The 25,515-nt window shown below is 63.4% G+C and carries 27 protein-coding genes; 14 read left to right on the forward strand and 13 right to left on the reverse strand.

The annotated features are described in order from the left end of the window. Position 1 precedes the first annotated feature (1 nt). The 6 genes from NKH19_RS07950 to NKH19_RS07975 all read right to left on the reverse strand — a co-directional run bounded on the left by NKH19_RS07950 (position 2) and on the right by NKH19_RS07975 (position 7,438). Positions 2-988, reverse strand: coding sequence for an ABC transporter permease (locus tag NKH19_RS07950; RefSeq protein ID WP_352865556.1), 987 nt, complete (start codon positions 986-988; stop codon positions 2-4). Beyond that, positions 985-1,965, reverse strand: coding sequence for an ABC transporter permease (locus NKH19_RS07955; protein ID WP_352865558.1), 981 nt, complete (start codon positions 1,963-1,965; stop codon positions 985-987). The genes NKH19_RS07950 and NKH19_RS07955 overlap by 4 nt, the downstream gene beginning before the upstream one ends. Continuing rightward, entirely contained in the window at positions 1,962-3,509 is a 1,548-nt protein-coding gene (locus tag NKH19_RS07960) for a sugar ABC transporter ATP-binding protein (protein ID WP_352865560.1), read from the reverse strand. Before NKH19_RS07960 ends, NKH19_RS07955 begins: the two co-directional genes overlap by 4 nt. A gap of 80 nt (positions 3,510-3,589) precedes the next feature. Then, positions 3,590-4,717, reverse strand: a complete 1,128-nt coding sequence (locus tag NKH19_RS07965) for a sugar ABC transporter substrate-binding protein (RefSeq protein WP_352865561.1) — start codon at positions 4,715-4,717, stop codon at positions 3,590-3,592. 304 nt (positions 4,718-5,021) lie between these two features. Then, on the reverse strand, positions 5,022-6,050 hold the full coding sequence (gene gntR, locus NKH19_RS07970) for an HTH-type transcriptional regulator GntR (RefSeq protein WP_352865563.1): 1,029 nt from the start codon (positions 6,048-6,050) through the stop codon (positions 5,022-5,024). 158 nt (positions 6,051-6,208) lie between these two features. Next, a complete protein-coding gene (locus tag NKH19_RS07975) occupies positions 6,209-7,438 on the reverse strand; it encodes an MFS transporter (protein ID WP_352865564.1) in 1,230 nt (409 codons plus the stop codon). Positions 7,439-7,614: 176 nt separating this feature from the next. On the opposite strand from NKH19_RS07975, the gene NKH19_RS07980 reads away from it, so the two are divergent. Then, positions 7,615-7,905, forward strand: a complete 291-nt coding sequence (locus tag NKH19_RS07980) for a DUF3175 domain-containing protein (protein ID WP_352865567.1) — start codon at positions 7,615-7,617, stop codon at positions 7,903-7,905. Between the two features lie 15 nt (positions 7,906-7,920). Here NKH19_RS07980 and NKH19_RS07985 read toward each other — a convergent pair whose 3' ends face one another. Then, positions 7,921-8,697 (reverse strand): FadR/GntR family transcriptional regulator, encoded by a 777-nt coding sequence (locus NKH19_RS07985; protein WP_352865568.1) that lies wholly within the window; start codon positions 8,695-8,697, stop codon positions 7,921-7,923. Positions 8,698-8,799: 102 nt separating this feature from the next. Then, the gene (locus tag NKH19_RS07990; protein ID WP_352865570.1) at positions 8,800-9,696 is read right to left on the reverse strand and encodes an NAD-dependent epimerase/dehydratase family protein; all 897 of its coding nucleotides are present in this window, start codon (positions 9,694-9,696) and stop codon (positions 8,800-8,802) included. Positions 9,697-9,814: 118 nt separating this feature from the next. Between NKH19_RS07990 and NKH19_RS07995 the strand changes: the two genes are divergently transcribed. Continuing rightward, positions 9,815-10,753, forward strand: coding sequence for an NAD(P)-dependent oxidoreductase (locus tag NKH19_RS07995; protein ID WP_352865572.1), 939 nt, complete (start codon positions 9,815-9,817; stop codon positions 10,751-10,753). Positions 10,754-10,771: 18 nt separating this feature from the next. On the opposite strand, the gene NKH19_RS08000 is transcribed toward NKH19_RS07995, so the two are convergent. Both NKH19_RS08000 and NKH19_RS08005 read right to left on the reverse strand, forming a co-directional pair. Next, positions 10,772-11,551 carry a FadR/GntR family transcriptional regulator gene (locus NKH19_RS08000; protein WP_352865575.1) on the reverse strand — a complete coding sequence of 260 codons (780 nt, stop codon included), beginning with the start codon at positions 11,549-11,551 and terminating at the stop codon, positions 10,772-10,774. A gap of 181 nt (positions 11,552-11,732) precedes the next feature. Next, positions 11,733-12,722, reverse strand: a complete 990-nt coding sequence (locus NKH19_RS08005) for a sugar-binding protein (protein WP_352865576.1) — start codon at positions 12,720-12,722, stop codon at positions 11,733-11,735. Between the two features lie 493 nt (positions 12,723-13,215). Here NKH19_RS08005 and NKH19_RS08010 point away from each other — a divergent pair, with 493 nt between their 5' ends. The 12 genes from NKH19_RS08010 to NKH19_RS08065 all read left to right on the forward strand — a co-directional run bounded on the left by NKH19_RS08010 (position 13,216) and on the right by NKH19_RS08065 (position 24,241). After that, positions 13,216-13,956: an ATP-binding cassette domain-containing protein gene (locus NKH19_RS08010; RefSeq protein ID WP_352865579.1), complete on the forward strand. Its 741-nt coding sequence runs from the start codon at positions 13,216-13,218 to the stop codon at positions 13,954-13,956. 40 nt (positions 13,957-13,996) lie between these two features. Next, positions 13,997-14,995: an ABC transporter permease gene (locus NKH19_RS08015; protein WP_352865604.1), complete on the forward strand. Its 999-nt coding sequence runs from the start codon at positions 13,997-13,999 to the stop codon at positions 14,993-14,995. 13 nt (positions 14,996-15,008) lie between these two features. Beyond that, complete coding sequence (locus tag NKH19_RS08020) at positions 15,009-15,776, forward strand: SDR family oxidoreductase (RefSeq protein WP_352865581.1); 768 nt, start codon at positions 15,009-15,011, stop codon at positions 15,774-15,776. A gap of 181 nt (positions 15,777-15,957) precedes the next feature. Next, a complete protein-coding gene (locus tag NKH19_RS08025; RefSeq protein WP_352865582.1) occupies positions 15,958-16,785 on the forward strand; it encodes an AraC family transcriptional regulator in 828 nt (275 codons plus the stop codon). Between the two features lie 118 nt (positions 16,786-16,903). After that, positions 16,904-17,347, forward strand: coding sequence for an SRPBCC family protein (locus NKH19_RS08030; RefSeq protein ID WP_352865585.1), 444 nt, complete (start codon positions 16,904-16,906; stop codon positions 17,345-17,347). Positions 17,348-17,360: 13 nt separating this feature from the next. After that, positions 17,361-18,155, forward strand: a complete 795-nt coding sequence (locus NKH19_RS08035; RefSeq protein ID WP_352865586.1) for an FAD binding domain-containing protein — start codon at positions 17,361-17,363, stop codon at positions 18,153-18,155. Between the two features lie 61 nt (positions 18,156-18,216). After that, positions 18,217-18,699, forward strand: a complete 483-nt coding sequence (locus NKH19_RS08040) for a (2Fe-2S)-binding protein (protein WP_352865588.1) — start codon at positions 18,217-18,219, stop codon at positions 18,697-18,699. A 126-nt stretch (positions 18,700-18,825) separates the two neighbouring features. Further along, complete coding sequence (locus NKH19_RS08045; protein ID WP_352865589.1) at positions 18,826-20,193, forward strand: xanthine dehydrogenase family protein molybdopterin-binding subunit; 1,368 nt, start codon at positions 18,826-18,828, stop codon at positions 20,191-20,193. A 1-nt stretch (position 20,194) separates the two neighbouring features. Further along, positions 20,195-21,199 (forward strand): xanthine dehydrogenase family protein molybdopterin-binding subunit, encoded by a 1,005-nt coding sequence (locus NKH19_RS08050; RefSeq protein WP_023779827.1) that lies wholly within the window; start codon positions 20,195-20,197, stop codon positions 21,197-21,199. A gap of 8 nt (positions 21,200-21,207) precedes the next feature. Beyond that, positions 21,208-22,089, forward strand: a complete 882-nt coding sequence (locus NKH19_RS08055) for an AAA family ATPase (RefSeq protein ID WP_352865591.1) — start codon at positions 21,208-21,210, stop codon at positions 22,087-22,089. Between the two features lie 83 nt (positions 22,090-22,172). After that, complete coding sequence (locus tag NKH19_RS08060) at positions 22,173-23,354, forward strand: vWA domain-containing protein (protein WP_352865593.1); 1,182 nt, start codon at positions 22,173-22,175, stop codon at positions 23,352-23,354. Further along, positions 23,354-24,241 carry an amidohydrolase family protein gene (locus tag NKH19_RS08065; protein WP_352865605.1) on the forward strand — a complete coding sequence of 296 codons (888 nt, stop codon included), beginning with the start codon at positions 23,354-23,356 and terminating at the stop codon, positions 24,239-24,241. Before NKH19_RS08060 ends, NKH19_RS08065 begins: the two co-directional genes overlap by 1 nt. 4 nt (positions 24,242-24,245) lie before the next feature. Here NKH19_RS08065 and NKH19_RS08070 read toward each other — a convergent pair whose 3' ends face one another. Genes NKH19_RS08070 through NKH19_RS08080 form a run of 3 tightly spaced genes read right to left on the reverse strand, consistent with a single transcriptional unit; the run spans position 24,246 to position 25,214 of the window. Beyond that, a complete protein-coding gene (locus NKH19_RS08070; protein ID WP_352865595.1) occupies positions 24,246-24,563 on the reverse strand; it encodes a GNAT family N-acetyltransferase in 318 nt (105 codons plus the stop codon). Further along, complete coding sequence (locus NKH19_RS08075) at positions 24,560-24,775, reverse strand: hypothetical protein (RefSeq protein ID WP_352865597.1); 216 nt, start codon at positions 24,773-24,775, stop codon at positions 24,560-24,562. Before NKH19_RS08075 ends, NKH19_RS08070 begins: the two co-directional genes overlap by 4 nt. A 31-nt stretch (positions 24,776-24,806) precedes the next feature. Beyond that, the gene (locus NKH19_RS08080; RefSeq protein WP_352865599.1) at positions 24,807-25,214 is read right to left on the reverse strand and encodes a carboxymuconolactone decarboxylase family protein; all 408 of its coding nucleotides are present in this window, start codon (positions 25,212-25,214) and stop codon (positions 24,807-24,809) included. Positions 25,215-25,515: the final 301 nt, after the last annotated feature.

Genomic DNA, 25,515 nt, shown 5'->3' on the forward strand with positions numbered 1-25,515 from the left:
GTCAGCGGCTTGCCGGCGCGCGGCCGTAGAGCAGCAGCATGGCGACGATGACGACGCCGTAGATGATCTGCCGCCCCGCTTCCGGCATCTGCATGACCGACAGGATGGATTGCAGCAGGGTGATCAGGATGACACCGGCGACGGTGCCGAGATACGAGCCGCGGCCGCCCAGGATCGAGGTGCCGCCAAGCACGACAGCCGCGATCGACGGCAACAGATAGGCATCACCCATCGACTGCGCCGCCTTGGAGGCATAGCCGGCGAGCAGCACGCCCCCGAAAGCGGAGAGACCGCCCGACGCCGCGAAGGCGATCATAACCACGCGTCGTGTGTCGATGCCGGAAAGATAGGCGGCGCGCTCGCGGTTGCCGATGCCGTAGACGGTGCGGCCGAAGCTGGTGCGGGTCAGCACGAACACCATTGCAGCGCCGATCAGCGCCCAGATGATGACGGCGTTGGGGACGCCCGGAATGCCAAAGCCGGTCGCCAGGTAGCGCATCGCGCCCGTCGCCGAATCCTGTGGCGAGAAGCCGCCGGTATAGACGACCATCAGCCCCTGCGCGACGGCGTTGGTGGCCAGCGTGATGATCATCGAGGGGATGCGCAGATAGGCGACGCCGATTCCGTTGACGATACCGATCAGCACACCGCAGAGAATGCCAAACGGGATCGCCAGCACCACCCCGGCCGGACCATAGGCGGCCGCCGCGCAGGCCATCATCGCGCCCGCCGCCACGCACCAGGGCACCGACAGGTCGATCTGGCCAAGCAGGATGACCAGCATCATGCCGGTGGCGATGACGCCGAGGAACGAGGCGACCTTGAGCTGCTGCAGCAGGTACTCCGGCGACAGGAAGCTGCGCGAATAAAGGCTGCCAAGACACAGCAACAGCGCAATGCAGGCAAAGGCGGTCAGCACCGCTGGATCGGCGCGGCGGATGAAGCTGGGCATGCGGCCGGCAATGCCGCCAAGCGTCGTTTCGCTCACAGGAACCACTCCAGCCGGTTGCGGACCCGAAACAGGGCGAAGGCGCCGAGGCTGACGGCGACCAGCAGGATAACGCCCTGGAACAGCGGCTGCCAGAGCGGATCGAAATCGAACACAAACAACAGGTCGCCGATGGTGCGGAAGGCGAGCGCGCCGAAGATCGCGCCGATGGCACTGCCCTTGCCGCCGAACAGCGAGACGCCACCGAGCACAACGGCGGCGATCGAAAACAGCGTGTAGGCATTGCCGCTGGCATAGGCCGCGTCGCCCGTATAGGTGAAGAAGGTCAGGAACAAGCCGCCGATCGCGGCCAGCAGCCCGGCTAGCGTGTAGGCGGCAAACTTGCCGCGCCGGATCGGCACGCCGGACATGTAGGCCGCCGTCTCCGACGACCCTGCCGCATAAGCGGCGCGGCCTAGCACCGAGCGGCTGAACGGCACCCAGATCACCAGCACGATTGCCAACAGCGCGACGAGGCTTGCCGGCACCACGCCGAACACGCGGCCCGTCAGCGCATCGGCCAGATCCTCATTGACCGAACCGCCCGGGAATGGCCGCAGCAACAGGCCGATGCCGTAATAGACGGCCCCTGTGGCAATGGTGGCGACGATCGGCTGCAGCCGTCCATAGATGACGATGGCGCCGTTGATGGCGCCGCAGAGCAGACCAACCGCCAGCACCGCGATGACGCCGAACGTCGTCTGCATCGGTGTGCCCACAACCAGCCAGGAGGCCAGACAGTTGGTGAGCAGGAAGATCATGCCGACGGAGAGATCAATGCCGGCGGTGATCACCACCAGCGTCTGCGCCATCGCGACGAAGGCGAGCAGAACGCCCTTGTTCGAGGCCGTCTGCACGACATTTGCGGTGAAGCCCGCCGGATGGTTAGACGTGTAGATGACGAACATGACAACGAAGATGCCGAGCGCCAGCAGCGTTCCGCGCTGCTCGGCAAGCCAGTAGCGCCAATCCTTCATGCGTCCGCTCCCAGGCTCACGGGGCTGTCCTCGCCATGGATGTTGAGCGCGCTCGATATCAGCGCCCGCTCGGTGATCTCGGCGCCGACCAGCTCGCGCTTGACTGCCCCGTCATAGAGCACCAGCACTCGGTCGCAGCAGCCGATCAACTCGTCATAGTCGGTCGAATAGAACAGGATCGCCGCCCCGGCATCCGCCAGCTTGCGCATCAGCTGGTAGAGCTCCTGCTTGGTGCCGACATCGATGCCACGTGTCGGATCGTTGAGCAGGATGATGCGCGGCTGGCGCATCATCCATTTGGCGATGACCACCTTCTGCTGATTGCCGCCCGAAAGTGCCGCGACCGGAATGTCGAGACCGGCCGTCTTGATCGCCAGAAGGCCGACCATATCGTCAATCAGCCGCTGCTCGGCGGCGCGGTCGATGATGCCGCCCTTGGACAGCCGGTCCAGCGCGGCGAAGGACAGGTTCTCGCGCACAGTCATCGGCAGCATCAGGCCTTCGGTCTTGCGGTCCTCCGGTATGAGCGCCATGCCGATGCCGTCCTTTCGGGCAGCAGAAGGACTGGCGATCGTCACCGGCTTGCCGTCGATCAGGATCTGGCCGCTGAGGCCCCGCAGCACGCCGAAGAAGGCGAGCAGCAATTCGCGCTGGCCTTGGCCGTCAAGGCCGCCGAGGCCGACCACCTCGCCTGCCCTGACGGTCAGCGAGATGTCGTGCAGCCGGTTAGTCCACGAGAGCTTGCGGGCTTCGAGCCTGGGGGCGGCGGTGGCAGGCACGGCCGCGGGCTTCGGCGGAAAGATGTGGCTGTACTCACGGCCGATCATCAGCTCGACCACTTCATTGTCGCTCTTCGAGCCGGCCGGATAGCTGGCGACGTTACGGCCATTGCGGAACACCGTGCACTGGTCGGCCAGCTCCGCGATCTCGTTCATGCGGTGCGAGATGTAGAGCAGCGACAACCCTTCCGAGCGCAGCCGCTTCAGCACCGAGAAGATCTTCGAGACGTCCGCCGCCGTCAGCGCCGACGTCGCCTCGTCGAGGATCAGGATGCGCGGCTTTCTGGCGAGCGCCTTGGCGATTTCCACCATCTGCCGCCGCGACAAGGGCAGGTCCTTGACCAGTGCCAGCGGATGAATATCGGCGGCACCAGCACGCGCCAGCGCCTCTTCCGCGATGCGGCGCTGCGCCTTGCGGTCGATCATGCCGAAGCGTTTGGGCGGATCGGAAATGACGATGTTGTCGGCGACGCTGAGTTCGGGAACCAGCGACAGCTCCTGGAAGATGCAGACGATGCCTGCCTGGTTGGCAGCAGCAGGCGAGGCGAAGGTCACCTCGCGGCCATCCAGCGTCATTCGGCCCTCGTCGGCCGCGACGACGCCGGCCATGACCTTGATCAGCGTTGATTTGCCGGCACCGTTTTCGCCAAGGATGGCGTGAATGCTGCCGGATGTGACCGAAAGCTCGGCGTTTTCCAGAGCTCGCACGCCACCATAGCGCTTGGATATGCCTTCCATACGAAAGAGCGGAACAGCAATGTCCATCGGCCCTCCCGGGGCGCTTTGATCACCAAGATATCGAACTCCCGGCGCAATGAGCAATCTCACGGCGCCGGGTGTGCGGCCTACTGGTTTTCCTTGGTCTGCCCCATGATTTCCTGTGCGGTGAAATTGATGCCGCAGGTCGGGAAAGAATTGCCGACGAAGAAATTGTCGGATTGGTCGGGGAAGAAATCCTGACCAGCCTTGAAGTTCGGATCCTCGACGACGGCAAGCGGCAGCTTGATTGACTGGGGGACGACATTGCCTTCAAGCGCTGCGATCGCCGTCTTGATGGCAACAGCCACCTGCGCCGGCCCGGTACCGGCCGACGAACATTTCAACCCGTCGGCTGCATGGGCCGCGCAGAACTTGCGGAAGCCGTTTTCGGTCTCGCCACCGAACGGCACGAACGGATGCTTGGCATCGATCATCGCCTGCACGATGCCGGTGTCGCCGCCCTGTCCAGTGACGCCGTCAAAGGGGCCGTTGGTGGCGATTGCGTCGGCCGAAGCCTTTTGCGCAACGCCGTCATCCCACTTGCCGACAACCTCCGTGACGGCCCATTTCTTGCCGGAGGCGTCGAGAGCCTCATGGATGCCATTGTGGCGGTCGGTGTCGACGGATGTTCCGGCAACGCCGCGCACTTCGAGGATCTTGCCGCCATTCGGCACATGCGAGACCAGCCATTTGCCCCACAGCTCGCCAAGACCTTTCTGGTCGACGTTGACGTTGATCGCGTCCTTGGTGTCGAGGATGTTGTCAAAAGCAACCAGCACGACGCCGGCTTCCTTGGCACGCTTGATCACCGGCCCGAAGGCAGTCGGGTTCTGCGCGTTGACGACGATCGCGTCATAGCCGGAATCTATGAAGTTGTTGATCGCCGAAATCTGCGCCGGCACGTCTTCGCCGGTCGAGACGACCTTGAATTCCTTCAGCTTCGCGGCGACGTCCTTCTGTGCCGCATAGGCTTTCGCGGTCTGCACCATCTGGATGCGCCACGTATTGGCAATATAGCCGTTGGCGAGCGCAATGCGGTATGGGCCCGCCTTTTTGGGGAACTTGAAGAACTGCGTATCCGCGGCCCAGGGTACGAAGCAATCCGGCTCCGCTGCCGGGCCTTTGACGACTTCAGGGCCCGCGGCAATTGCCGACGAGCTCAACATGACGAATGCAGTGGCGGCAACGATGCCACCAACAAGTGACTTGATCATCGATATTCCTCCCAGTTGCAGTTCTTGATTATGGTTTCGCTTTGCGAAGTTTTTGACGCGATGGGCCCGGCACCTCCTTGCCATGGCATACGCGTTTAGTCGCCCGTGACGGCCGACCTGGTTCCTCCCCTCGTCACCGCCAGCCGGGCGAAAACTATCATATTATCCATAATAAACAAGTTTTAGTTGTCGCTTATGTATAATAAACAGGCGCGACCCCGCTGCTCGTCCACCTGTTCAGAAGGAATGGTAGCGCTACCAAATTGGCGTGTAAACCGGCATTCGCACAGTCGCCTCTGTGTATTCAACGGGCGGTGCTCTCGCGGCGCTTGAGCTCGAAACCGAGATCGACGATCCGTTGCTCCGGCCTGTTGCCGGCGATCGCCGCCAGCGCCATGGCGACCGCGCGTCGGCCGATCTCATAGCGGTGGGTGCGGATGCTGGTGATCGACGGGAACGCCACCTGCATCATGTCGAGGTCGTTGAAACCGACGATGCCGATCGTCTTCGGCACCGCGATCGAGGCGCGATGACACTCGAACAACACGCCGAGCGCGATGTCGTCATTGTTGCAGAAGACACCGTCGAGTGTCGGCACCTTGGCCAGTGCGTCGCGGAACATTTCGCGACCGAGCGACACGCTGGATGGCACCGGCGTGGTGGTGACAAGGCGCGGGTCGAACAGGCCGGCGGCCTCCATCGCCGCGCGGTAGCCTGCCAGGCGCCGCTGCGAGCGCGGGTCCATGCGCGCGCCGATGAAGCCGATGCGGCGGTAGCCCGCTTCGATCAGATGTTCGGTTGCCGTCCTGCCGCCGTCGAGATGCGAGAAGCCGACCATCATGTCGACTGGATCGGGACCGGTCTCCATGACCTGCACCACAGGGCAGCCGGCGCTTTCCAGCAGCTTTCGCGAGACCGGTGTCTGGTCGATGCCGGCGACGATCAGCGCTGCCGGCCGCTGCGAGCCGAACACCTGCAGCAGCCGCTCTTCCTCGAGGCCGGAATAATGGGTGTTGCCGAGTTGGATGCGGAACGGGCTGTCCGACAAGCTGTCATAGATGCCGCGCACCACCTCCGCGAAGACGTTGTTGGTGAGCGACGGCACCAGAACGCCGAACACCTCGGCGCGCGCCGAAGCCAGCGCCCGCGCATTCGGGTCCGGCATATAGCCGAGTTCGTCGACGGCGGCCTGGATCTGGCGACGCAGCTCTTCCGAGACACGCTCCGGCTCGCGCAAGGCGCGCGACACTGTGATGGCGCCGACACCGGCCTTGCGCGCGACATCTGATATGGTCGGGCGGCCGCCGCCACGGCGTGAGCGTGGCTTGATCACGGACGCGCTCGCTCGGGAATGCACCTGGCAGGGCGCGGTCGCGATACGATCGTTTTTGCTGTCGCCATCCCACCGGCCCGCTTTGCCGCACCCACTCGCCTTCTGGCGTCGCGCGGCCTGTTGTCCTTGTCAAGCAACGGCAACAATCCTGCTCGCCTTCAAGCCATCACGGCGGTGCTGCGCCGTGCCTTCCAGAATAACAGTCCGATCGCCAGTATGTTCAGCAAATTCCAGGCGATGCCATTCAGAAACGCTGCGGCATAGGAACCGGTCAGGTCGTAGATCCAGCCCGACATCCAGCCACCGATCGCCATGCCGAAGATGGTCGCCATCATGACGATGCCGATACGCTGGCCAGCCTCTTTGGCGGGCATGTAATCGCGCACGATGATGGCGTAGCAAGGCACGATGCCGCCTTGCGACAGGCCGAACACCAGCGACACCACATAGAGCGAGGCAAGTCCGTCGAACGGGATGTAGAACAGCAGCGAAAGAGACTGCAGCACCGAACCGATCAGGAGCGTTTTCATGCCGCCGATGCGATCGGCAACAAAGCCCGACGCCAACCGGCTGACGACGCCGCCCGCCATCATGATCGACAGCATGTCGGCGCCATGCGCCACGCCGTAGCCGAGGTCCATGCAATAGGCGACGATGTGCACCTGCGGCATCGACATCGCCACGCAGCAGCCGAGGCCGGCGACAACCAGCAGCACCTGCAAGGCCGCCGGCGACAGCGAGATCGGCTGCACCGGCCGGCTTCCCGGCGAGCCGGCGGCGGCCGCCGCCGGGGCATCGCGCCGCAGCATCAGCACCAGCGGCACCATGGTCACCAGGCAGAAGATGCCGATGGCCGCATAGGTGAAGCGCCAGCCTTCTGCCTTCATCAGCGTCGGCATGATGGTCGGCCAGATCGCTCCGGCAAGGTAATTGCCGGCCGCGGCCGCGGTCACCGCGACACCGCGCCGGCGGTTGAACCAGTGCGAGATGTCGGCGATCAGCGGCCCGAAGATCACCGATGTGCCGACACCGATCAGCAACCCTTGGGCAAGGGTGAATTGCAGGATCGAGGTCGACAGCGCCGCGAGCAGAAGGCCGGCGGAGAGCCCAATCGAAGAGAGCAACGCCGGGATCCAGTAGCCCATTCGGTCGATAGCGCGCCCGATCAGCACGTTGCCGGCGGCAAAGCCGACCATGGTCGCGGTGTAGGGCATGGACGCGGCGGCGCGGTCGACACCGAACTCGGCCTGCACGGCGGGCAGCACCACGACAACCGCCCACATGCCGACGGCGCCGATCGTCGCCAGCAGCATCGAGATGGCAAGCCGCATCCAGGCATAGGAGCTGTCGATGCCGGGGCTCGGCCGGCTCAATTCGGTTCGGGTCAAGGGGTTTCCTGTCGGCGGTCTCGAAATGGGCTGCCGTTCTCGCCACTATCGGCGCATTCTCGGGCCGCAGCAGCGCCACAGCGGGCAAATCCGTGGCTCCAGACCTAAAGGCGAATGCAGGAACCGATGCCAATATGCGGAGTTTCCCAACAAGCAAACCGGCGAAGGAGTCCACCATGACCGCCACCAAGGAAAAATGGTCGGCCAACGTGACCGAGCACAGCGACGCGTTGGATCTCGAGGACCACGTCTTCGAATCCGACGACGCCAAGAAGATCGCTGCCTCGCTCAAGCGATCTGCCGAACACAGCCACCGGCGCAAGGCCGAGCCGTTCCAGTCAGCCATGTCGATGCTCAACTTCTACATCAACCGCGCCGGCAAGAACCTACCTGCAGCGCGCAGGCAAGTGCTCGAGGACGCCAAGGACGAGCTGCGCACCGCCTTCGGGCGTGAGAAAGACGATTAGCTGCGATCGATAAGTCTACCGGGCGCGGATGACGCCGTCTGTATTGGCGAGCAGTTTTCGCACCGCGTTGCGCGCCGCATCCGGGCGTTGCAGCCGAATGTTCTTCTCGATCGCCTCGTGCAGCTTCTGCGCATGATTGAGATCATCGATTTCCCGCGTCGTATAGGCAAAGAGATGATCGAAGGCGGATTCGATGAGCACGCCGAGCGGCACCAGAAGGTCGTTGCCCGAGGCGCGCAGGATAGCGAGGTGAAAACGGGTGTCGGCGCGGGTACGCTCCTGCAGGCTGGTTGCCGCGCCCATCTCCCGGCACGCCTGGCTGATCTCGGCCATCTGTTCGTCGGTGCGCCGCATGGCGGCAAAGGCGGTCGCTTCCGGCTCGATGATGTGGCGGAACTCCTGCACGGTCTTCAAAAACACTTCGCGATCCGGCGACGTCGCGTACCAGGCCAGCACGTCGCGGTCGAGCAGGTTCCATCGCTCCTTCGGCTCGACCCAGCTGCCGATCTTGGGACGTGAGGCCAAGAGGCTCTTGGCCATCAGCATCTTGATGGCTTCGCGCACCGCCGAGCGGCTCACGCTGAAGGTCTCCGACCATTTCGCTTCGTTGGGCAGGATGGTGCCGGGCGGATAATCGCCGCGCACGATCCTGAGGCCGATCTCGCTGGCCAGAGAGGCATGGACGCTCGACCCTGGAATGCGCGCCGCATCAGGTCGGCGAGCGCCGGCGGGACGCTCGGTGGAGGCCGCTTTCGACGGCGATTTTTCCTTGTTCGGCTTCGCGTCCCGCATAGGCTCCAGAAAGTCCGGATTGAGGGTGCTGTCAAGCGCGGCAAGCGGCTTGGGCCGCAAAGCCGGCCGCTGTGCACAGATCAGCCCGGATGCTCCCGCGGCTCAGGCCTGCTTGACGTATTTGCGCCAGCTGTGCTCCGGGCGGAAACCGAGCACGTCACGCGCCTTGCGATTGGAGAGCAGCGTCTCGTATTCGCCGAGTTCGGCCTTGACCGGCACGCCGGGATAGAACCGCTTCAAGAGTTCGGCGGTCGGCAGGTCGGACGATGTGTCGTCATTGGCGGCATTGAACACCTGATAGCCGAGGCCATCCTTCTCGATGGCGCGCAACGTGATCTGGCCGAGGTCGCGCGCATCGACATAGCTCCAGGCGATGCGCTTGCGGAAACCAGGATCGGCGAACCATTTCGGAAACAGCGAATATTCATGCGGCTCGATGACGTTGCCGATGCGCAGGGCATAGATGTCGGTGCCGTTGCGCTGCGCAAAGGCGCGAGCTGTCTTCTCGTTGACGACCTTGGACAGGGCATAGCTGTCCATCGGATCGACATCGTACTCCTCGTCGAGCGGGAAATATTGGGGATCGCGCGGCTCGTTGGCGAACACCAGCCCATAGGTCGTCTCGCTGGAGGCGATGATAACTTTGCGGATGCCGAGCTTCACCGCCGCCTCGATGACATTGTAGGTGCCGAGCGCATTGATGCGGAATACCTCGTTGTCGGTGGTGATCATGATGCGCGGAATGGCGGCGAAATGGACCACGGCATCGACCGGCTGGGGGCGCAGCGATGGGTCGAATTCATGCAGGCCCATGTAGCTCGATAGCGCGTTGAACACCTGTCCGCTGTCGGTGATGTCGGTGATCAGCGTGCGCACTTTGGGGTTGTCGAGCGGCTTGGTGTCGATGTTGAGCACCTGACAGCCTTGCTCCACCAGATACTGCACGACATGGCGTCCGGCCTTGCCGCTGCCGCCGGTGAACATGATCCGCTTCGCCATTTTGCTCTCCACATCCTCTGGGATTTATGTGTATTGTCAGACAATATCGCGATCCGCAACCATTTCGCCTGCAAAACGGCAGCGCCGATCATCAATCATTGCAACAGGACTTGAAGACATGAATACGACCGCCGCGAGCGAAAAGATCGGCTTTATCGGCCTTGGCCTTATGGGACACGGGATCGCCAAGAACATCGTCGACAAGGGCTACGCCCTGACCTTTCTTGGCCGCAAGAACCGCAAGCCGGCGGAAGACCTGCTCGGTCGAGGTGCGAAGGAAGCATCGACCCCGCGCGATGTGGCGGCGGCATCGACAATCGTCTTCATCTGCGTCACCGGCTCACGCGAGGTTGAAGCCATCATTCGCGGCCCCGGCGGCCTCAAGGAGGGTTTGAAGAAAGGCTCGGTCGTGATCGATTGCTCGACCTCCGATCCGGTCTCGACGGTGGCGCTGGCAGCGGAACTGAAGGCGCTCGGCATCGATTTTGTCGACGCGCCACTGAGCCGCACGCCGAAGGAAGCCTGGGAAGGCACGCTCGACGCCATGGTCGGCGCGCCGGACGCCCTCTTTGCCAGGGTGAAACCGGTGATCGAAACCTGGGCCGGCCGCATCGTCCATATTGGCGACACCGGCGACGGCCACCGCATGAAGCTGCTCAACAATTTCATCTCGCTCGGCTACGCCGCTATCTATTCCGAGGCATTGGCGCTTGCACAGAAGGTCGGCATCTCGCCGCCGCGCTTCGACAGCGTCATCCGCAACGGCCGCATGGATTGCGGCTTCTACCAGACCTTCATGCGCTGGACGCTGGAGGGCGACCGCGACGCCCACAAATTCTCGATCGCCAATGCCTTCAAGGACCTGACCTATCTGGAATCGATGGCGGGTGCGGCCGGCATCGCCAACCCGCTCGGCAACGCCACCAAGAACTCCTTCGCCGGCGCCCATGCCACCGGCCCGGCCGAGCAATTCGTGCCGATGCTGGCGACACATATCGGCAAGGTCAACGGCGTCGACCTGATGCCGACCAGGGACGGCAAGAAGCAGACGATCTGAGCCAGACGGAGGCGCCGATCACCGCCTTGACCGCCCGATCCCATCGTCGGTGTTTTCAAGCAGTTTGTGCACGGCACTGCGCGCGGCTACCGGACGCCGCAGGCGGATGTTCTTCTCGATCGCCTCATGCAGTTTCTGTGCCTGCCGCTGATCGCCGACCTGCTGCGTCGTGAACGCGAAGAGATGGTCGAGCGCCGACTCGATCAGAACGCCGAGCGGCACCAAAAGATCGTTGCCGGAGGCGCGCAGGATAGCGAGATGAAAGCGCGTGTCGGCGCGGATACGGTCCTGCAGGTTCAGGGCCTCGTTCATATCGCGGCAGGCCTGGCTGATCTCCTCCATCTGCTGGTCGCTGCGCCGCAGGGCGGCAAAGGCCGACGCCTCGGGCTCGATGATGTGGCGGAACTCCTGTACGGTGCGCAGAAAAGCCTCGCGGTCAGGCGCGGTCGCGTACCAGGCCAGCACGTCGCGGTCGAGCAGGTTCCAGCGCTCCTTCGGCTCGACCCAGCTGCCGATCTTGGGGCGCGATGCCAACAGGCTTTTCGCCATCAGCATCTTGATGGCTTCGCGCACCGCCGAACGGCTGACGTTGAACATCTCGGCCCATTTGGCCTCATTGGGCAGGATAGTGCCGGGCGGATAGTCGCCGCGCACGATCCGCAAGCCAATCTCACCGGCCAGCGAGACATGCACGCTCGCTCCCGCGAAGTGCGCCGCACCAGTACGCATGACGGCCGGACGGCGGCTGGCTTGTGCCTTGGTCCGATCGGCTCGCTCTTTTGACTTCTCGTCCGGCATTCACGTTCCAATGCGTCGGCCGTCTGTCGTCCGGGCTGGCCCGAACCTGCACGGTGCGCCGATCTCGTTGCCGAAAAATCCAGACCATGGACGCGCCAAAGCCGGAGCCTGTCGCCCCGAGCATTGCGTCCCGTTCAGGAGTGACGGGACGCCCGTTGCCGGGCGTCCCGAAATCGACAACCTACTTTTGGATGCAGGTGTCGACAGTATCCTTGGTGCATTCGTCGAGGCCGGTGAACACCGGATCGGCGACGGGCTTGCCTTCGATGAGGTCGATCATCACCGACGGCGCCTTGTAGCCCATTTCGAACGGCCGCTGACCGACCAGCGCGGTCACGAGGCCGTCACGGGCGATCGCCACCTCGTCGCCGATCGTGTCGGCGGCACCGATGACGAAGTCGTTGCTGGCAATCCGGTCCTTGAGCGGTCCGAACAGATCGCGATAGGGCTGCGGCGCGCCGAACAGCGGCCAGCCGCCCATGATGCCGAAGGCGTCGAGCTTGGGGTTGGCGGCGAGGATGTCGGTCATCGCCTGTACGCCCTTGGCGCCGTCGTCATTGGTGAACACCGGGCAGCCTGCAACTTCGGTCCAGCCACCTTCACCGGCAAGTGCGGCGAGGCCGTCCTTGCCCGAAAGCGCATCACGCATGCCCTGGGCACGGCGCAGGATGTTGTCGGCGGCCGGGTTGCCTTCAATGGTACAGATCGTGCCGCCATTCGGCTTACCCTTCTTGATGTACTCGCCGATCTTCTTGCCCATCAGATAGTTGTCGGTGCCGAGATAGGTCTTGCGAAGCCCTGCATCTTCCTTGCTGAGGTCCGCATCGACGGTCATGATCGGGATCGTCGGATTGGCGGTCTTGATCGTCTGCGCGATCAGTGGCGCGTTGGACGGCGAAATCGCCATCGCCACCGTGTCGGCCTTGCTCAGCATGTCCTGGACGATCTGCGCCTCGCCGGCTTCATCGGAAGTCGACGCCGGACCGGTGTAGAAGCACTCATATTCCGAGCTGGCGTTTTCCTTGTTCCATTTCTCGCAGCCCTGGTGAATGGCTTCGAAGAACGGATTGTCGAGACCTTTCACGACAATGACAAGCTGTTTCTTGGCCAAAGCCGGCCCGGCGCCAAGCGCCATGGCGGCGACGGCGGCGAGCAAAAGTGTTTTCCTCATGTCAGTCCTCCCTTGGAAACAGACGGACACGGCGTGTCCGCCACACAGATCGACCGGATGCGTGATGACAGAGGGTCGTTGTGCGAGCGCTCATGTCATACGCCAGGCCGATAAGTATTTTCATTTCGGTCAGCCAGATCGAAAACTGACTGGCAACGACCGACAATTCTCTGATGATCCCGCGCGGCAGGCCGGCATGGGATCGGTATATTGATTTAGTCCTCCGATGCTCAGCTAATCTCGGCTCGCGGCCAACGTCAATGCCATTTGTCCTACAAAACTGATTTTTCGAAAGATTCAACTCCGTCCCGCAACAGCCCCCGGCCGCATTTCCCCGACTATTGGCAATTCTTATTCGTCTGACAATTGACGCCTGCGCGGGCATTCGCGTAGATGCAGGTCAGCGCTGTTTCCGGGAGGAGCTGGAAAAGCGTGGCGAAAGCTGCGCCCGGTCCACCGGAAAAGCAGGCAAGGCACGGGGAGGTAAAGGCTGGTGGCGGTTCTCGAACTCACCAACATCTCAAGGCATTTCGGCGCCATCCAGGCGGTCAACGACGTTTCGCTGTCGATCGAGCCCGGACAGGTGGTCGGCCTGATGGGCGACAACGGCGCCGGCAAGTCGACGCTGGTCAAGATGATCGCGGGCAATTTCCGCCCGAGCCATGGCACCATGCGAATGGACGGCAAGGAGTTGATCCTGCACAAGCCGGCGGAAGCCCGCCAGCACGGCATCGAGATCGTCCACCAGGATCTGGCGCTCTGCAACAATCTGACCGCGGCGGCGAATGTCTATCTCGGCCGCGAATTGCGCCGCGGCCTGGGGCCGCTCCGCATCCTCGATTATGCGACGATGTATAAACGCGCAGGCCGGCTCTTCGCCGAATTGAAGTCCGAGACCCGGCCGCGCGACCTCGTCAAGCAGATGTCGGGTGGCCAGCGCCAGGCAGTGGCGATTGCCCGCACCATGCTGTCCCAGGCCAAGATCGTGCTGATGGACGAACCGACGGCGGCGATCTCGGTGCGCCAGGTCGCCGAGGTGCTGAACCTGATCCGCCATTTGCGCGACCAAGGCATCGCCGTGGTGCTGATCAGTCACCGCATGCCCGATGTCTTCACCGTCGCCGACCGCGTCATCGTCATGCGGCGTGGCCGCAAGGTCGCCGACAAGACGATTGCGTCGAGTTCGCCCGAGGAAGTCACCGGGCTGATCACCGGCGCCATCGAACAGGTTTGATTTCAAGCGTTTTCACCATGACAGCAAATGAAGGTCGATGATGGCACTGACAATTGACCAGCCGATCGAGCACAAGCAGCAATCCTTGCTGGCAAGGTTGTTGGCCAGCCAGACTTTCTGGGTGGTGATCTCCGTCATCCTTGCGTGCGTGTTCCTATCGTTTGCCACGGACGCCTTCGCCACGTCGAAGAACCTCTACAACATCACCCGCAACATCACCTTCGTCGCAATCATCGCGCTAGGCATGACTTTCGTCATCATCACCGGCGGCATCGACCTCTCGGTCGGCTCGGTGCTGTGCCTGTCATCGATGGTGCTGGCCGTCACCATGCATGCCGGCTACTCGATCGAGGTCGGCATTCTGGCCTCTATCGCAACCGCGCTCGCCATCGGCGCCTTCAACGGCGTCCTGATCGCCTATCTTGGCTTTCCACCGTTCGTGGTAACGCTCGGTGTGCTGTCGATCGCCCGCAGCCTGGCGATGGTCGCCTCCAACAACACCGTCGTCTTCCAGTTCGGGCCGGACCACACCAAACTGCTGGCATTGGGGGGCGGCGCCTGGGTGTTCGGGATCGCCAATCCGGTTCTTTACATGATCCTTCTGGCGCTGATCACCGGTTTCATCCTGCGCTGGACCAAATTCGGCCGGCACATCTTCGCCATTGGCGGTAATGAGCATGCGGCGACGCTGACCGGCGTGCCGGTACGTCGGATCAAGGTTGCCGTCTACATGATCTCGGCTCTGTCGGCAGGCATTGCCGGCATCATCCAGACCGGCTGGCTGGGCGCCGTCACCACCAATCTCGGCACGGGTATGGAGTTGCAGGTGATCGCCGCCACCGTCATCGGCGGCGCCAATCTGGCTGGTGGCGTCGGCACCGCCTTCGGTGCCATCGTCGGCGCGGCCCTGATCGAAGTGATCCGCAACAGTCTTGGCCTGCTCGGTATCAATGCCTTCTGGCAAGGCGTGTTCATCGGCGGCGCCATATTGCTGGCGGTGCTGTTCGACCGCATCCGCAATTTCCGCCGCAGCGATTAAGCCGGGACAGTCTGTGACAAACTCCCTGTTCAGCCTCGATGGGCGGCTGGCGCTGATCACTGGCTCCGGCCAAGGCATAGGTTTCGCCTTGGCTCGGGGCCTGGCTGAACACGGGGCAAGCGTGGTGCTGAATGGCCGCGATGCCTCCAGGATCGACAGCGCCGTCGAAAAGCTGCGTGCTGGCGGCTTCAAGGCGCACGCCTCGATCTTCGATGTCACCGATTTTCAGGCAGTCAACACGGACATTGCCCGCATCGAGGCAGAGATCGGTGCCATCGATATCCTCGTCAACAACGCCGGCGTGCAATTCCGCGCCCCGCTCGAGGATTTTCCCGAGGAGCAATGGGAGCGGCTGTTCAAGACCAATGTGTCCGGCGCCTTCCATGCCGGCAAGGCGGTCGCCCGCCACATGATCCCACGCGGCAAAGGCAAGATCATCAATATCGGCTCCGTGCAGAGCGAACTGGCTCGGCCGAACATCGCGCCTTACACCGCAACCAAGGGCGCGATCCGCAACCTGACAAGGGGCATGTGCGCCGACTGGGCGAGATACGGCCTGCAGATCAATGCGATCGCGCCCGGCTATTTCCGCACCGAGATGAACCAGGCGCTGGTCGACAATCCGGAATTCTCCGCCTGGCTGGAAAAGCGCACACCGGCCGGGCGCTGGGGCAATGTCGACGAGCTGATCGGCGCCGCGGTGTTCCTCGCCTCCGACGCATCCTCCTTCGTCAACGGCCAAATGCTGTATGTCGACGGCGGCATGACGGCTTCGGTTTGAGGGCTGGCGTTCTTCCCCAAACCGCTATTCGTTCCGGTGCCTATCGCTCAGTCTGAAAATCCGCCCGCATCGGCTGTCCTCCACGCTCGTCACGGACTCCCGCCTTGACGCGGCCCCGAACTCAGCCGCAATATCCGCGTTGCAGGCGAAGGGAGGCCAGTCGCCTGCGGGAGGAATACCCATGACGGAAGCGATCAGGCTCTACTGGGGCCGGTTCGGACATGTTTCTGTCCTGAATGTCGCAAGCGACTTCGTCACCCATGCCCATGTCGAGGCCCATCTCATCATCTGGCTGGAAGGTACGGCCGGCGAGATGACCATCGGCCGCGAAACGGTACCGCTTGGACCTCGCATCGCCGCCGGCATCAACTCCTTCCAGCCGCACAGCCATATTCTGTCGCGAGACGGCACGCCGGGCCTGTTCCTCGCCTTCTACATCGATCCCGACTGGGCGCGGCGCCGCCGCGACCTGCCCCCGTCCGCGCCGCTGTTTTCACAAGCCGCGATCACGCTGGAGCCTTGGCTGCACCAGGCCGCCGCCAATCTGCTCGACCGTCTCAGCGACAATGAGAGCATCGACGATATCGCCAACTACGAGATCGAGCGTTTCATCGATTCGGTGCTCGACGCCGCCGACGCCTCGGCGCCGCAGGAGGCGCGCGTCCGCATCAGCACCATGCAGGACTTCCGTGTCCGCAAGGCGATCCAGCTGATGAAAGCCAATGTCTGCGAACGCATCTGCTTCGACGAAGTGGCGCGCAGCGTCGGCCTGTCGCGGCCGCATTTCTTCGCTTTGTTCAAGGAACAGACCAATCTGACGCCCAATGTCTACTGGAACACGCTGCGCATGGAGGAAGCGGTGCGGCAGCTGCAATGGTCGCAGGAGCCGCTGATCTCGGTCGCCTGCAATCTCGGCTTCACCACGCAGGGCAATTTCTCGCGCTTCTTCCGCGACCATGTCGGCGTGCCGCCGACGGTCTACCGCGAAGCCGCGCGGGCGATCGCCTGAACCAGCGGCCCGCCACCCTTTTTCAGACTCCTTGATAGGCATTCAAGACGCATTGATAAGCGCCCCTGGGATGACCGCCCTACCCTTGCACCGGATCGCTTTGCAAGGGAACATTTGAATGGCCAAAGTCACTATCTCCAGCGTCATCGACGCGCCGGTCGAAAAGGTCTGGGCGCGCATACGCGATTTCAACGGACTGCCAAGCTGGCACCCGCGCATGGTCGAAAGCCATATCGAGGACGGCAAGGACGCTTCGACGATAGGCTGCGTTCGCAATTTTCAGCTCGTCAGTGGCGCGCGCCTGCGTGAAAAGCTGCTCGACTTCTCCGACCGGGATTTCCTCGTCAGCTATTCGATCCTCGAGACGCCGCAGCCGCTCACCAATCACAAGGCGACGCTGCAATTGCGGCGCGTTACCGATGGCGACCGCACCTACGCCGAATGGACCGCAAGCTTCGACGCAGCGCCAGAAGAAGCCGACAAGCTTGCCGAGGGCATGGGCGCCAATGTTTTCCAGGGCGGCTTCAATGCCCTGAAGAGCCATTTCGCCGGCCAGAGCTGACAGGAGCCAAACCATGGCGCTAGCACTGCAGACCTTTGCAACGGTCAAGGACGCCAACGCCGCGCTGAAAGCCGCCGGCACGCGCTATCTCGGCGGCGGCACACTCGTGGTCCGTGCTGCCAATGAAGGCGATGTTTCGGTCTCCGGCCTCGTCAGGTCGACCGAGCCGTCTTTGTCCGCCATCGTCGTTGCCGGCGGCAAGGTCCGCATCGGCGGTTCGGTGACCATGGCGGCGATCGCCCGCCATCCGGACCTCGGCGCCCTTGCCAAGGCCGCCCGCGCCGTCGGCGGCCCGGCGGTCCGCAACATGGCGACAGTCGGCGGCAATCTGTTCGCGCCGGCTCCCTATGGCGATTTCGCTGTTGCCCTGCTGGCGCTCGACGCCATTGTCGGCACCGATGACGGCGAAACGCCGATCGAGATATTTCTGGCCAATCGGGAAGGCAGCCGCGCCATCGTCACGTCCGTGAGCTTCGCGCTTCCGAAGGCCGACAGTTTCCGCTTCCTGAAAGTGTCGCGGGTCAAGCCCAAGGGCGTCTCGGTGCTCAGCATCGCCAGCGTTCTCGCACTGGCGCCGGATGGCACCGTGTCTTTGGCGCGGATTGCACTGGGCTGCATGGCCGACCGGCCAATGCGTGCCAGCGCGGCGGAAAAAGCGCTGATCGGCAGGACGCTGACCGCTGACGGCATAGCGCCGGCTTTGGCCGCGGCCGGTGATGGCACCTCGCCGATCACCGATCCGATTGCCAGCGCCTGGTATCGCAACGAAGTGCTGCCGGTCCATCTCGGCCGGCTGCTGCTCGCATAATATTTCGTTCGGGGGCGCGCGTCTGTCCGATGGTTCGGGCAGGCGCGCTGGGAGGGAAAACATGGCAAAGGTTCCGGTTCAGTTCACGCTCAACGGTTCGGAAACGGCCGAATTCGTCGACAGCGGCACGACGCTGCTGCACGCCTTGCGCGACAAGATCGGCGACACCTCCCCGAAAGGCGGTTGCCATCAAGGCACGTGCGGCGCCTGCTCGGTCATCATCGACGGCGAGCTCAGGCTCTCCTGCCTGACGCTGGCCGAGACATGCAGCGGAGCCGCCATCACAACGACGGCGGGACTTTCGGAAGCTGGCGTGCTGCACCCGCTGCAGCGCGCCTTTCTCGACGCCTTCGCCACGCAATGCGGCTTCTGCACGCCGGGCATGATCATGGCCGCCAAGGTGCTGCTCGACCACACGCCCAACCCCAGCCGCGACGAGGTGGTCGATGCGCTGTCGGGCAACATCTGCCGCTGCACCGGCTACGAGCCGATCATCCAGGCGGTGCTGGCCGCCGCGCGGTCCAACTCTCGGAACGCGGCCTAGAGCCGGATGATTTCAGGTCGATTCGACCTGAAATCTGAATCCGCCTCTAAATCAAAGAGATAGAGCATGATGTCGTCCGAAAACCGCTTCACACTTTTCGGCATCATGCTCTGAGGGAACAAAAGAATGGAACTGCGCAAGAACTACTTCGCCGATGTCCGCAAGGACGATCTGCATGAGATCGGCCAGCCAAGGCCGCGCTCGGATTCGCCCGGCCATGTCACCGGCAAGACCGCCTTTTTCGCCGACCGCAATTTCCCCGGCATGCTGCACCTGAAAATGGTGCGCAGCCCCCATCACCATGCCCGCATCCGCTCTATCGACACGTCGGAAGCCGAGAAGCATCCGGGCGTCGTCAAAGTGCTGACCGCCAAGGATGTGCCGCACAATGTCTACACCATCCTCATCCTGATCCAGATCGGGCCGGAGGACGAAACCGTGCTGGCCGATGGCAAGGTGCGCTGGAAGGGCGAGGCCGTGGTGGCGGTGCTGGCCGAGACCGAGCGCGCGGCGCAAGAGGCCGCCGCCAAGGTCAAGGTCGACTATGAGGTGCTGCCGGCTGTCTTCGACATGGAGGAAGCGCTGAAGCCCGGCGCGCCGCTGGTCAACGAATATCACGGCCAGAACTACTACCTCTATGACAGCGGCGAGTGCCGCAAGGTGCGCTTCGGCGACGTCGAGACGGGCTTCGCCGGTGCCGATCACGTGCTGGAGCAGAGCTACCAGTCCTCGCCGATCGAGCACGCGCCGACCGAGACCACCGGCTGCGTGGTGGCGCCCGAGGGCAATGACCGCTTCACCTGCTACACCGACACGCAAGCGATGTTCTTCACGCTCGACAACACCTCGATCATCCTGCAGATGCCGGGCAGCAAGCTGCATTTCGTCGGCGGCACCGTCGGCGGCGGCTTTGGCGGCAAGGTCGACGTCATCGTCGAGCCGATCGCCATCCTCGGCGCCAAGCTAACAGGACGACCAGTCTGTTTTATCTACAGCCGCGAAGAGGAGATGCAGATATCGTCACCTCGCGCCGCCGAAAAAATCGTCATCAAGGACGGCGTCATGAAGGACGGCCGCATCGTGGCGCGCAAGGTCACCGGCTATACCGACGCCGGCGCCTATTCGCGCCACTCGCCCTATGGCGCGCAGAAGGGCGCGGGGCACTATCCCGGTCCCTACACCATCCCTAATGTCTGGATCGACACCTACTGCGTCTACACCAACCGCACGCCGTCCTCCGCCATGCGCGGCTTCGGCGTCACCATCGGCGACTTCGCGCTGGAGGTGCAGATGGATAAGCTGGCGCGACTGATCGGCATGGACCCGCTCGAATTCCGCTTCATCAACGCCTATCGCGACGGCGACATGAAGGCGCACCGCCAGCCGACCGAAGGGGCAGCCCTGATCGAGTGCATGCAGGAAGCCTCGCGCGCCGCCAACTGGCCGGTGGCGGAAAAATTCATGGCGATGTCCTCCTATGTGAAGGGAGCTTGAGATGGCGATCAGGCGTGGACGCGGCGTCGCCGCCATCAACTATCCGACGGGCATGAACCTCGGCGGCGACCCCACGCAGGCGCTGGTGCATTCGACACCGACCGGCAATTTCATGGTGACGCTGTCCTCGGTCGATCTCGGCCAGGGCATGAAGCAGATCATGGCGCAGATCTGCGCCGAGACGATCGGCGTGCCGACCGACCGTGTCGTCGTCGACACCGCCGACACCGACACCGGCCCGCACTGCATGGGCACCTTCGCCTCACGCGGCACGCATCGCGCCGGCAACGCCGTGATCCAGGCAGCGAAAGAAGCCCGCCAGGTGATGCTGGAAGTGGCGGCGGAAGAGCTGGAGGTGAATGCCTCCGACCTCGAGACCGACGGCCAGGGCAACATCCTGGTCAAAGGCGCGCCGCAAAAGTCGATCTCGATCTTCGATGTCGCGCTGTCGGCGCATTTCAAGCGCGGCCGCTCGATCTCGGGTCGCGGCATGTTCCTCATTCCGCGCTCCTATCCGGAGAAAGAGACCGGCGCGATGAAACCATCGACTTGCTACGCGCATGCCTGCACCGTGGCCGAGGTCGAGGTCGACGACGAGACGGGCGAGGTGACGGTGCTGACGGTCAAGAACGTCTTCGAGATCGGCCGCGCGCTGAACCCGAAAATGGTCGAGCAGCAATTGGTCGGCGGCTCCTGGATGGGCATCAGCCACGCGCTGTACGAGACCACCGAGCCCTACTATCCCAACCGCGACCATGGCGGCACCGACTTCAACCAGTATCTGATGCCCGGCCCCGGCGACCTTGCCGAGACCGAGATCATCGTGCTGGAGCGACCCTCGGCCGACGGGCCATACGGTGCCAAGGGACCGGGCGAAATGTGCGCCAATCCGCAAATCCCGGCGGTCGCCAATGCCGTCTTCGATGCCGTCGGTGTGCGCATCGACACGTTGCCGATCACGCCGGAGCGGATCTTGCGCGCGCTGAAGGCGCAAGCGGCGAACTGAGGGGCGAAATGACTGGGACAAGCGCCGAGACTGTCGCGACCTCGCCGGAGGCGGTGGCGCGGCATCTGGCCGCCTCGCGCTATCTGGCCGATGACAGTCTGGCCACCGCCATCTTCCTGGCGATCCGGCTGGGCAAGCCGCTGCTGCTCGAAGGCGCGCCGGGTGTCGGCAAGACGGAAGCGGCGAAAGCGATCGCCGCGCTGCTCGGCCGCGATCTGGTGCGGCTGCAATGCTATGAAGGCATCGACGCCGCGCACGCGCTCTACGAATGGAATTATCAGCGCCAGCTGCTCGCCATCCGCCATGCCGGCGAGCACGAGATCGATATCTATGACGACCGCTTCCTGATCGCGCGGCCGCTGCTGCAGGTGCTGAAGGCGCCCGAGCAGCGCGTGCTGCTGGTCGACGAGATCGACCGCTCGGACCATGAATTCGAGGCGCTGCTGCTGGAATTCCTGTCCGATTTCCAGATCAGCATTCCCGAGCGTGGCACCATCCGCGCCACGGCACAGCCGATCGTCATCCTGACCTCGAACCGCACCCGCGAACTCGCCGAAGCGCTGCGCCGGCGCTGCGTCTATCACTGGATCGGCTATCCCGACGCCGAGCGCGAGGCCGCCATCATCATGCTGCGCGCCGGCAATGTAGCTGAGGCAACGGCGCGCGCGGTGGCGGCGGCGGTACAGACCATCCGCACCCGCCCGCTCGCCAAGCCACCGGGCATTGCCGAGGCGGTCGAATGGGCTAATGCCGCCACCATCCTGGAAAAAGGCGGCAGCCCTTGGCCGGAAGCCTTCCGCCGCGCCATCGGCGTGCTGATCAAGGACGAAGAGGACCTCTCCTACATCGCGCCGGAGCTTGGCCGCATCGTCGAGGAGGCGCTGGCGTGAGCCGAGACGTCAACAATCCCTTCTCCCCGTTCACGGGGAGAAGGTGCCCCGAAGGGGCGGATGAGGGGCGGCGCGACGCTCGGATGTCAGCGCTGCCCCTCACCTGCCTGCCGGCATCCTCTCCCCGTGAACGGGGAGAGGAGAGCTTACCCCGCGCGGCCGCACCCTTGCTTGGCTTCGGCCGGTTGCTGCGCCGCTACGGCTTTGCCATAGCACCCGAGCAGGTCTCCGGCTTCATGCAGGCGGTGACGCTGCTCGGGCCGCGCTCCATGGCGGACATCCGCGAGGCGGCGCTCGCCACGCTGGCGCCACCGCCCGACCGTCGCGACGAATTCGAGGCGCATTTCCAAAGCCATTTCTATGGCAACACATCCGCCGTGGTCGAAGGCGACGCAGACAAGGAAACCCGCATCAAGGATGATGGCGGGGCAAGCCAGGAAGAGATCGAGGCGATCAGTCATCAGGAAGGCGGCGAGCTATCCTCAGCCCTGGAGCAATTGAGCCGCCGCGACTTCCAGCGCGACGATGACGACCTTGCCGCTTTCCGCCGCAAGCTCGCTTCCGCCCTGCCCGCCCGCCGCTCCTTCCGCACCGTGCGCACCCACTCGCGCGGCAAGCTCGACCTGCGCCGGTCGCTGCGGGAGATCGTCAGCGCCGATGGCGATGTCCCCTCACCATTGCTGCGACGCCGCCAGACCGTGCCGCGCAAGCTGCTGATCCTCATCGATGTGTCCGGCTCGATGAAGCTGCACACAGCGGATTATCTCAAGCTGGCGCATACCGCCGTGCAAGGCGCGGACCGCGCCGAGATCTTTACCTTCGGCACGCGGCTGACCCGCATCACCGGGGCGTTGCGCATTCGCGACCGCGACCAGGCGTTGGCCCGCGCGGCCACGCAGGTCGACGACTGGGACGGCGGCACCCGCATGGGACCGACGCTGCTCGCTTTCCTGTCAGTGCCGCGCTTCTCCGCCTTCGCGCGCGGTGCCGCGGTCGTCATCCTGTCCGACGCGCTGGAACGCGGCGACCATGCCGAGTTGGAAATGGCAATGCGCCGGCTGAGCGCCCGCGCGTTCCGACTGTCGCTGGCAACGCCGTTGGCCGGCGACCCGCGCTTCCGGCCGGCAACGGCAGCACTTCGCGCCATCCTGCCGGTGATCGACGATCTCGTCGACGGCTCGTCGCTCAAGGGTCTAACCGATTTCATCCTGTCGCTCGCCCGCCCTGCCCCGGCGGCGACGACAATCTGGAAGAGGGTTTCATGATGCAGAAGGCAATCGACGCGCATTTCCACATCTGGCGCCAAAAGGATCAGCCCTGGCTGGTCGGCCCGATGGTGCCGCGCATCTTCGGCCCCTACGGGCCGATCCGCCGCGACTATCCGATCGAGGAGTTTCTGGCCGATCAGAAGGGATCCGGCGTCGAAAAGGCCGTCTATGTCCAGACCAACTGGGCCAAGGAGGATTTCGAGAAGGAAGTCGCCTTCCTGCAGAAGACCGCTGACGAAACCGGCTGGCCGCATGCCATCGTTGGCTACGCCGACATGACCGCCGACGACATCAGGCCCCAGATCGATCGCTTGAAAAAGTATCCGCTGCTGCGCGGCGTGCGCATGCAATTGCACTGGCACGAAACGCCGGCCTTCCGCTTTGCAGCTTCGGCGGACCAGGTCATCGACCGCAAGGTGCGGGCGAATGTCGCCCGGCTGAAGGATTATGGCTTGTCCTTCGACCTGCAGCTCTTCCCCGCCCAGATGAAGGACGGCCTGACCCTGGTCGGCGAAAACCCCGAAACGAATTTCATCCTCACCCATGCCGGCATGCTGACCGGCATGGAGCCGGAAACCACCGAAGCCTGGAAGACCGGCCTGCGCACGCTGTCGGCAGCGCCCAATCTCTACGCCAAGCTCTCCGGCCTCGGCACCTTCGTCCATCGCAACGACCCGGCGCTGATCGCCTACATCGTCGACAATACGATCGACATCCTGGGATCAGACCATCTGATGTTCGGTTCGAATTTCCCGATTGAGAAGCTATGGACCAGCCACGCCGAACTGATCAAGGCGCACCGCAATGCGATCGCCAATCATGGCGCGGCGGCGGCGGCTGATATTTTCTGGAACACGGCGGAGAAGGTTTACCGGCCGGTGTAGCTGCTCACAACCGCCGGCCCAAAACCTGGACCATATGCCGTTTGGCACCGAGCCTGACCGGTCCTGCTGTCCGCATCAACTCGAAATCTTGCGCTTGCCAGAACCGAAGCCCTTGCTCATTTTCCATAAACACGCCGAGTTCCACGCGTTCGGCCCGTTGCGATTTCAGCCACGCAAAAAAGTCATCGCAAAGAGCTCGCCCCACTCCTTTTCCGCGAAGTGCTTTGTCGATCATGAGCAATGCGATCCACCAGCATCCCGCTTGCGGATAATCGCGATCGCAGGCCAGCAAGCCGACAAATTCGCCATCGACTGCCTTCAACCCGAACACGTACTTGTCGGCCTGCGTCTGTTCGGCGGAAAGTTTTCAAATTCCTCTTTTGCGCTGGCGGCGTTGGGCGGTTCGCCTCGTTCGACCACGACATAGTCCGAGCAAGCCTGATACAGCGGCACCAGTCGCGGGGCATCAATTCCAATCAGCCCTTCGATCTCATACCCGGAGAGCGAAGTTGGAAATCTGGTGGTTTTGTCCATGAAAATCCTGGCTCTGGAAAGCCTCGCCGCCTCACTTCACCTCGAACTGCGGATCGACCGGGATCTGCATCGCGGTCACCAGATGGTTGGTCTGGCCGGCGAGCCCGATGATCGACACCAGTTCGCCATGCTGCGCGTCGGTCATGCCCTTGGCCCGGGCTGCCGCCGTATGCGAATGAACGCAGTAGGAGCAGCCATTGGCGGTCGACACGGCGATGTAGATCATCTCCTTGGTCAGCGGATCGATGGCGCTGTCTGCGACCATCACCGCCTTCAGCTGTTCCCAGATCCGCTTCAGCGCCGCCGGATCGTTGGCCAGCCCACGCCAGAAATTGTTGACGAAATCGGATTTGCGCGTCGCGCGGATGTCGTCGAAGACGGCCTTCACGGCCGGGATTTTTTCGACCTCGGCGTCGCTGAGGAGTCTTGTGGTGGCCATGGCGTGATCCTTTCGTTTCGATCGATGAACGTTAAATCAAGTTTCGAGCAAAGGCGGCTAACCAGCTTGAAGATTAGCCGAGGCACCTAAACTTCGTCATCCACGGGCGAAGCAGGCGCGAAGCGCCGTCGCGGAGACCCGAGGATCCATTCCGTGAACGTCAGCCGTGGAGTGCAGCGGCGAAGAATCCCGCACCGCTGCAACGCTCAGGAGTCCCGGCATGGCAACTGTGTTCATGCGAAAGCTTTTTTGTCTCGAATGATGGCGTTTAGGACGACGAGAAGCTTCCTTGCGACGGCGA

Origin of the sequence: Mesorhizobium sp. M1338 (assembly GCF_040318045.1) — a bacterium.
Lineage (GTDB): Bacteria > Pseudomonadota > Alphaproteobacteria > Rhizobiales > Rhizobiaceae > Mesorhizobium.

Coding starts and splice junctions, on each gene's coding strand:
- NKH19_RS08000 (WP_352865575.1), bottom strand. CDS start 11,551: ATGCCGGACGAGAAGTCAAAAGAGCGAGCCGATCGGACCAAGGCACAA.
- NKH19_RS08060 (WP_352865593.1), top strand. CDS start 22,173: ATGTCAGCGCTGCCCCTCACCTGCCTGCCGGCATCCTCTCCCCGTGAA.
- NKH19_RS07980 (WP_352865567.1), top strand. CDS start 7,615: ATGACCGCCACCAAGGAAAAATGGTCGGCCAACGTGACCGAGCACAGC.
- NKH19_RS08015 (WP_352865604.1), top strand. CDS start 13,997: ATGGCACTGACAATTGACCAGCCGATCGAGCACAAGCAGCAATCCTTG.
- NKH19_RS07965 (WP_352865561.1), bottom strand. CDS start 4,717: ATGATCAAGTCACTTGTTGGTGGCATCGTTGCCGCCACTGCATTCGTC.
- NKH19_RS07960 (WP_352865560.1), bottom strand. CDS start 3,509: ATGGACATTGCTGTTCCGCTCTTTCGTATGGAAGGCATATCCAAGCGC.
- NKH19_RS08055 (WP_352865591.1), top strand. CDS start 21,208: ATGACTGGGACAAGCGCCGAGACTGTCGCGACCTCGCCGGAGGCGGTG.
- NKH19_RS07955 (WP_352865558.1), bottom strand. CDS start 1,965: ATGAAGGATTGGCGCTACTGGCTTGCCGAGCAGCGCGGAACGCTGCTG.
- NKH19_RS08065 (WP_352865605.1), top strand. CDS start 23,354: ATGCAGAAGGCAATCGACGCGCATTTCCACATCTGGCGCCAAAAGGAT.
- NKH19_RS08035 (WP_352865586.1), top strand. CDS start 17,361: ATGGCGCTAGCACTGCAGACCTTTGCAACGGTCAAGGACGCCAACGCC.
- NKH19_RS08040 (WP_352865588.1), top strand. CDS start 18,217: ATGGCAAAGGTTCCGGTTCAGTTCACGCTCAACGGTTCGGAAACGGCC.
- NKH19_RS08005 (WP_352865576.1), bottom strand. CDS start 12,722: ATGAGGAAAACACTTTTGCTCGCCGCCGTCGCCGCCATGGCGCTTGGC.
- NKH19_RS08045 (WP_352865589.1), top strand. CDS start 18,826: ATGGAACTGCGCAAGAACTACTTCGCCGATGTCCGCAAGGACGATCTG.
- NKH19_RS07995 (WP_352865572.1), top strand. CDS start 9,815: ATGAATACGACCGCCGCGAGCGAAAAGATCGGCTTTATCGGCCTTGGC.
- NKH19_RS08075 (WP_352865597.1), bottom strand. CDS start 24,775: ATGGACAAAACCACCAGATTTCCAACTTCGCTCTCCGGGTATGAGATC.
- NKH19_RS07990 (WP_352865570.1), bottom strand. CDS start 9,696: ATGGCGAAGCGGATCATGTTCACCGGCGGCAGCGGCAAGGCCGGACGC.
- NKH19_RS08080 (WP_352865599.1), bottom strand. CDS start 25,214: ATGGCCACCACAAGACTCCTCAGCGACGCCGAGGTCGAAAAAATCCCG.
- NKH19_RS08025 (WP_352865582.1), top strand. CDS start 15,958: ATGACGGAAGCGATCAGGCTCTACTGGGGCCGGTTCGGACATGTTTCT.
- NKH19_RS08030 (WP_352865585.1), top strand. CDS start 16,904: ATGGCCAAAGTCACTATCTCCAGCGTCATCGACGCGCCGGTCGAAAAG.
- NKH19_RS08050 (WP_023779827.1), top strand. CDS start 20,195: ATGGCGATCAGGCGTGGACGCGGCGTCGCCGCCATCAACTATCCGACG.
- NKH19_RS07985 (WP_352865568.1), bottom strand. CDS start 8,697: ATGCGGGACGCGAAGCCGAACAAGGAAAAATCGCCGTCGAAAGCGGCC.